This is a genomic window from Streptomyces sp. 15-116A (assembly GCF_025290915.1).
Classification (GTDB): domain Bacteria; phylum Actinomycetota; class Actinomycetes; order Streptomycetales; family Streptomycetaceae; genus Streptomyces.
Map to the genome: position 1 here is coordinate 1 of NZ_JAOCQE010000337.1, position 5,910 is coordinate 5,910.

Below are 5,910 nucleotides of genomic sequence, written 5' to 3' on the forward strand. Positions count from 1 at the left end.
GGCTCACCCGCCGGGCTCACCGCGTCCCGCGCTCGCCGTCGGCTACGCCCGCGCCTCACCCTCGTTGCCGGAGGGGCCCGTAGCCCCGTCCCCACCGGATTCCGCCCCGTCGGCGTCAACTCCACCCGTCAGCAAAGAGAAATACGCACCGAAGGAATCCGCCAGACTCGCCAGTAGTGCCTTACCCTTTTCCGCCGAGCCCAGTGAAGGGCGGCCGATGACACCGGAATCGGTATAGGCGGACATACCGAGGGTGAGGAGCCGGCGTCGGTCGTCCGCGATGAAATCGGAGGTCTCATAACCGGGTCGGAGCAATTCGGGATGTGTGTGCAGAAGGACGGAGGCCTCGATTTCCCCCGCGTGCATGTCGGTGAGCAGCGAGCTGGCCACGCCCGCCCGCGCCCGCGCCTCCTCCCAGTCCTCCGGGGCGGGGAACAGCGCCATCCGCTCGCCGCGCGCGGAGGACTCCTGAACGACGTTGCCGAGTACGTAGTTTCCGCCGTGCCCGTTGACCAGCACCAGGGCGTCCACGCCCGACCGGCGCAGCGAGTCGGCGATGTCCCGTATCACCGCGTGAAGGGTCACGGAGGAGATGGAGACGGTCCCGGGCCAGGCCGCGTGCTCGTGCGAGCAGGAGATGGTCACCGGAGGCAGGAGGTGCACCGGATACATGTCCGCGATCTCCCGCGCGATCGCACAGGCCACCAGTGTGTCGGTGGCCAGCGGCAGATACGGACCGTGCTGCTCGAAACTCCCGACCGGAAGGACGGCGACCTGGCGTGAGACGCCGGCGCCCCTCGTCCGTACATCATCCGTAGTGTCCGCCGGCAACAGACCGTGCACCGGGCCGTGTGCCGCCGACCGCTTTTGTGAACCACTCATGTCCTCACGGCCTTTCGTCTCTGCTTAGGAACTCGAGAATCATGACAGAAAACATAGGCGTCCTCGCCAAGAAGGCTCCGCAGCGGACCGGTGTGGAACGCGTCGTGAATGCGCCGCTGCCCACCGTGTACGGGAAATTCCAGGCGATCGGCTACCTGGACCACGACCGCGGGGACGAGCAAGTGGCGCTGGTTCACGGAGACATCGGCGCGGAGAACGTCCTCACCCGGTTGCACTCGGAGTGCCTCACCGGCGACGCGTTCGGCTCCCAGCACTGCGAGTGCGGTGACCAGCTGGCTTCCGCGCTGCGCGCGGTCGTCGCCGAAGGGGCGGGCGTGGTCGTCTACTTGAGAGGGCACGAGGGCCGGGGCATCGGCCTGCTCGCCAAGCTGCGGGCCATGGCCCTGCAGGCGGAAGGGCTGGACACGGTGGAGGCGAACCTGGCCCTCGGCCTGCCGGTGGACGCCCGCGACTACGGGGTCGCCGCCGGGATCCTGCAGGACCTGGGTGTGCGGTCGGTGCGGCTGATGTCCAACAACCCGCGCAAACGGGACGCGTTGGTGCGGCACGGCATCCAGGTCGCCGAGCAGGTGCCGCTGCTGATCCCGCCGTGCGAGAACAACATCACCTACCTGCGCACCAAGCGGGAACGCCTCGACCACCACCTGCCCCACCTGGACGCGGTCGCGCACCTGTCCTGACGCGGGCGGGCGGCGGCCTCAGCCGGTCGCACCCGCCTGAACGCCCACCGCGCGCCGCCCTCAGCCGGTCACCGCCTCGTGCACCAGCCGTCTGAGGTCCCCGAACACGGTGTGGGAGGACGTGGGCCGCACCTGCGTGCAGAACTGCACGGTCAGGTCGCGGCCCGGGTCGACCCAGAACGTGGTCGTGGCCACGCCGCTCCACCCGTACGTGCCGGGACCCGACGGTGCCTGCGTCCGGGACGGGTCGACGACGACGGAGACGCCGAGGCCGAAGCCGACACCGTCGTTGCCGGGTGCGTCGTGCGCGGGGCGGCTGCCGAAGGCCCGCAGATCGGCGCCGCCGGGGAGATGGTTGCGGGTCATCAGGCCGACCGTCTCGGGGGCGAGCAGCCGCACGCCGTCGAGCTCGCCGCGCCGGCGCAGCAGTTCCATGAAGCGGTGCCAGTCGTGAGCCGAGGCCACCAGGCCGCCGCTGCCGGACAGGAAGCGCGGTCGTCCGCGCAACGGCAGCCCGGGGATGGGCTCGATGCCGCCGTCCTCCCTCTCCCCGTACATCTCGGCGAGGCGCGGCGCCTGCGCGTCGGAGACCTCGAAGCCGGCGTCCGTCATCCCCAGCGGCCGGAACACCCGCTCGGCCAGGTAGGCGTCGAGCGGCTGCCCGGACACCACCTCGATGACGCGGCCCAGGACGTTCGAGGCGACCGAGTAGTTCCACTGCGTCCCCGGATCGAACTGCAGCGGCAGGCGCGCGTACACGTCGATCGTCTCGGCGAGACCGGCGCCCGCCGGCACCGACGACTCCAGACCGGCCGCACGGTAGAGCGCGTCGACGGGGTGCGCGTGATAGAAGCCGAACGTCAGACCCGCCGTGTGCGTCATGAGATGCCGGATCAGGATCGGACCGGCGGCGGGGCGGGTCCGGGCGTCCCCGCTGCCGCTCTCGTACACGCGCGGCTCGGCGAAGGCGGGCAGATACCGCTCGACCGGATCGTCCAGGTTCAGCCGGCCCTCCTCCATCAGCATCAGCACGCCCACGGACGTCACCGGCTTGGTCATGGAGTAGATCCGCCACAGCGTGTCGCTCTCCACGGGCAGACCGGCCGCGACGTCCCGCAGGCCGTACGTCGTCAGATGCGCGACCCGCCCGCCCCGTGCGACGGCCACCAGGAACCCGGGCATGCGCCCCTCGTCCACCTGCCGCACGGCGTACCGGTCCAGCCGCTCCAGCGCACCCGGATCCAGCCCCACCTCACCCGGCTCGACCTCACGCCGCAGGACTCCCATGGCTCTCCTCCGATCACATGCACCGAGGATGAGTCCGGACTACCCCGCAGACGACCGAGGGGAACGCGCACCGGCCCCCGGCCGGCCCCGAAGCGAACGCGTACCCGCCCCCGGAAGGATCCGGGGGCGGGCGCGCTCAGGGACGGTTCAGGCCGTGACCTTCTCCGGCTGGGTGCTCTCCGTCCGCTCCGGGCGCTCGCCCAGGTGCTCCGTCGCGACGGTGTGGGTCTCGCGGGCCGTGAGCGCGGCGACGACGGGCGGCAGGCACAGGGCCGCCGTGAACAGGGCCACCGCGCTCCAGTCGTCCCCGCCCGGCCCGGCGATCTGCGCGGCGAAGGTGACCGCGAAACCGGCGACGGCGAAGCCGATCTGGGTGCCGATCGCCACGCCCGACAGCCGGACCCGGGTGGGGAACATCTCGCCGTAGAAGGACGGCCACACACCGTTCGCGGCGCTGTAGACGACACCGAAGGCGATGATGCCGAGGAGCAGGGTCAGGGCGTAGTTCCCGGTGGAGATCGCCCACAGGTACAGGAACATCGTCACCGCGCTGCCGACGGCGCCGGCCAGGAAGACCGGGCGGCGGCCGATCCGGTCGGACAGGGCCGCCCACAGCGGGATCGCGGCCAGCGCCACGACGTTGGCGAGCGCGCCCACCCACAGCATCGACGAGCGGGACATGCCGACCGAGTCGCTGGTCGCGTACGCCAGCGCCCACACCGTGAAGATCGTGCTCACCGAGGCGATCAGGGCGCCCGCGACGACCCGCAGAACGTCCGCCCAGTGCTCGCGCATCAGCACCACCAGCGGCAGCTTCACCACGCCCTCGGTGGCCGTCTGCTGCTCGAACGCCGGCGTCTCGTCCAGCTTGCGGCGGATGACGTACCCGACGACGGCGACCGCGACACTGAGCCAGAACGGCACCCGCCAGCCCCAGGACAGCAGTTGCTCCTCGGGCAGCGCGGCCACCGGGAGGAACACCAGGGTGGCCAGCAGCTGCCCGCCCTGGGTGCCGCTGAGGGTGAAGCTGGTGAAGAAGCCGCGCCGGTCCGGTGGGGCGTGTTCCAGCGTCATCGAGTTGGCGCTGGCCTGCTCACCGGCGGCCGAGATGCCCTGCAGCACGCGGCACAGCACCAGCAGCACCGGGGCGAGCGTGCCGACCTGGTCGCGCGTGGGCAGACACCCGATCAGGAAGGTCGACAGGCCCATCAGCATCAGCGTGAAGACCATGATCTTCTTCCGGCCGAGCCGGTCGCCGACGTGCCCGAGGAAGAACGCGCCGAGCGGCCGGGCCGCGTAGGCGACACCGAACGTGGCCAGCGACAACAGGGTCGCCGTGGCCGGGTCGGACTCGTCGAAGAACACGTCGGGGAAGATCAGCGCGGCGGCGCTGCCGTAGATGAAGAAGTCGTAGTACTCGAGTGCGCTGCCGATCCAGGCGGCGGTCGCGGCCTTCTTCGGCTGTCCGGGCGGCGAGGCGTCGCGGGGCGGGGCGGGGACGGACACGGCGGGCTCCTTCGGGGGGCTCCACGGTAAGCGGAGGACGAGCGGAGGGGAGAGACGTGCATCGGAGACGTGCGACCGAAGCGGGGGCACTAATTAACCCACTGGATAGTTAGTAGCGGCTGGGTAGGGATGCTGCGCTCGACCGTTCGTCATGTCAAGGGTTCGCGTCGTCCCGATGTCGACGACGAGGCGGGCGGGTCGGTCAGTCCGCCGTGCGCTCCGCCGTCAGATACGCGATCACCATGTCGCCCAGCATCGCCCGGTAGTGCTCGCGCTGCGCCGGGTCCACCAGGTCGCGGCCGAACAGGGCGCCGAAGGTGTGCCGGTTGGACACCCGGAAGAAGCAGAACGAGCTGATCATCGCGTGCAGGTCGACGGCGTCCACGTCCGCCGTGAACAGGCCCGACTCCCGCCCGGCCGCCAGGATCCGGCCGATCACGTCCAGCGCGGGCGAGCCCATCCGGCCGAGCTTCTCGGAGGCGGCGATGTGCTGGGCGCCGTGGATGTTCTCGATGCTGACCAGCCGGATGAAGTCCGGGTGGCGCTCATGGTGGTCGAACGTCAGCTCCGCGAGCCGGCGGATGGCGGCCACCGGGTCCAGATGGTCCACGTCCAGCTGCTGCTCGGCCTCGCGGATCACGCCGTACGCCCGCTCCAGCACGGCCGTGAACAGCTGCTCCTTGCCGCCGAAGTAGTAGTAGATCATCCGCTTCGTGGTGCGGGTGCGGGCGGCGATCTCGTCGACGCGGGCCCCGTCGTAGCCCGCCCGCGCGAACTCCTGCGTGGCCACGTCGAGGATCTCGGCCCTGGTGCGGGCGGCGTCACGGATGCGCTCGCCGGGCCGCGCGGGTTCTTCGACGCTGGTCATGGAGTTCCTTCGGGCGAGGGGCCGGTGCCGGTGATTGTAGAAGCAGCGTCTTCCCGGGCGGTCGGGGCTTCCGATGCCGGCCCTCGGCTGATATAGCTAACGTACTGGTTCGTACATTAGCTGCCCGTCCCTGGAGGTCCGCGGTGCTCAAGGACTCGTATCTCGTCGGGCTGATCGGCGCCGGCATCGGCCCGTCGCTCAGCCCCGCGCTGCACCAGCGGGAGGCGGACCGGCAGGGGCTGCGCCTGCTGTACCGGCTCCTCGACCTCGACACCCTCGGCCTGCCGCCCGAGTCGGTGGGCGAACTGCTGCGCGCCGCCCGGCTGCTCGGCTTCGACGGGCTCAACATCACGCACCCGTGCAAGCGGCTCGTCGTCGAGCACCTGGACGCCCTCGACCCGCAGGCCGAAGCACTCGGCGCCGTCAACACCATCGTCTTCGAGGACGGAGGACGCCGGGCCGTCGGCCACAACACCGACGTCACCGGCTTCGCCGCCTCCTTCGCCCGCGGACTGCCCGACGCGCCCCTGCAGCGCGTGGTGCAACTCGGCGCGGGCGGCGCCGGGGCGGCCGTCGCCCACGCCACGCTCACCCTCGGCGCGGAACGGGTCACCGTCGTGGACGCCGTGCCCGAGCGGGCCGCCGACCTCGCCGCGTCCCTGAACC

The 5,910-nt window shown here is 71.0% G+C and carries 6 protein-coding genes; 2 read left to right on the forward strand and 4 right to left on the reverse strand.

The features are described 5' to 3' along the window. Nucleotides 1–42: 42 nt before the first annotated feature. Nucleotides 43–882 (reverse strand): creatininase family protein, encoded by an 840-nt coding sequence (locus tag N4P33_RS31515; RefSeq protein ID WP_260830363.1) that lies wholly within the window; start codon nt 880–882, stop codon nt 43–45. A 41-nt stretch (nt 883–923) separates the two neighbouring features. Here N4P33_RS31515 and ribA point away from each other — a divergent pair, with 41 nt between their 5' ends. Further along, nucleotides 924–1,583, forward strand: coding sequence for a GTP cyclohydrolase II (gene ribA / locus N4P33_RS31520; RefSeq protein WP_260830364.1), 660 nt, complete (start codon nt 924–926; stop codon nt 1,581–1,583). Between the two features lie 60 nt (nt 1,584–1,643). On the opposite strand, the gene N4P33_RS31525 is transcribed toward ribA, so the two are convergent. From N4P33_RS31525 to N4P33_RS31535, 3 genes are all read right to left on the reverse strand, one after another. After that, nucleotides 1,644–2,870, reverse strand: a complete 1,227-nt coding sequence (locus N4P33_RS31525; RefSeq protein ID WP_260830365.1) for a serine hydrolase — start codon at nt 2,868–2,870, stop codon at nt 1,644–1,646. Between the two features lie 147 nt (nt 2,871–3,017). Beyond that, entirely contained in the window at nt 3,018–4,376 is a 1,359-nt protein-coding gene (locus N4P33_RS31530) for an MFS transporter (protein ID WP_260830366.1), read from the reverse strand. 202 nt (nt 4,377–4,578) lie between these two features. Continuing rightward, the gene (locus tag N4P33_RS31535) at nt 4,579–5,244 is read right to left on the reverse strand and encodes a TetR/AcrR family transcriptional regulator (RefSeq protein ID WP_260830367.1); all 666 of its coding nucleotides are present in this window, start codon (nt 5,242–5,244) and stop codon (nt 4,579–4,581) included. Nucleotides 5,245–5,387: 143 nt separating this feature from the next. Here N4P33_RS31535 and N4P33_RS31540 point away from each other — a divergent pair. Beyond that, on the forward strand, nt 5,388–5,910 hold a 523-nt coding region (locus N4P33_RS31540), incomplete at its 3' end, for a shikimate dehydrogenase (RefSeq protein ID WP_260830368.1).

What these genes read in the sequence shown, in the direction of transcription:
- N4P33_RS31515 (WP_260830363.1), bottom strand. Translation starts at nt 882, where the DNA reads ATGAGTGGTTCACAAAAGCGGTCGGCGGCACACGGCCCGGTGCACGGT.
- ribA (WP_260830364.1), top strand. Translation starts at nt 924, where the DNA reads ATGACAGAAAACATAGGCGTCCTCGCCAAGAAGGCTCCGCAGCGGACC.
- N4P33_RS31525 (WP_260830365.1), bottom strand. Translation starts at nt 2,870, where the DNA reads ATGGGAGTCCTGCGGCGTGAGGTCGAGCCGGGTGAGGTGGGGCTGGAT.
- N4P33_RS31535 (WP_260830367.1), bottom strand. Translation starts at nt 5,244, where the DNA reads ATGACCAGCGTCGAAGAACCCGCGCGGCCCGGCGAGCGCATCCGTGAC.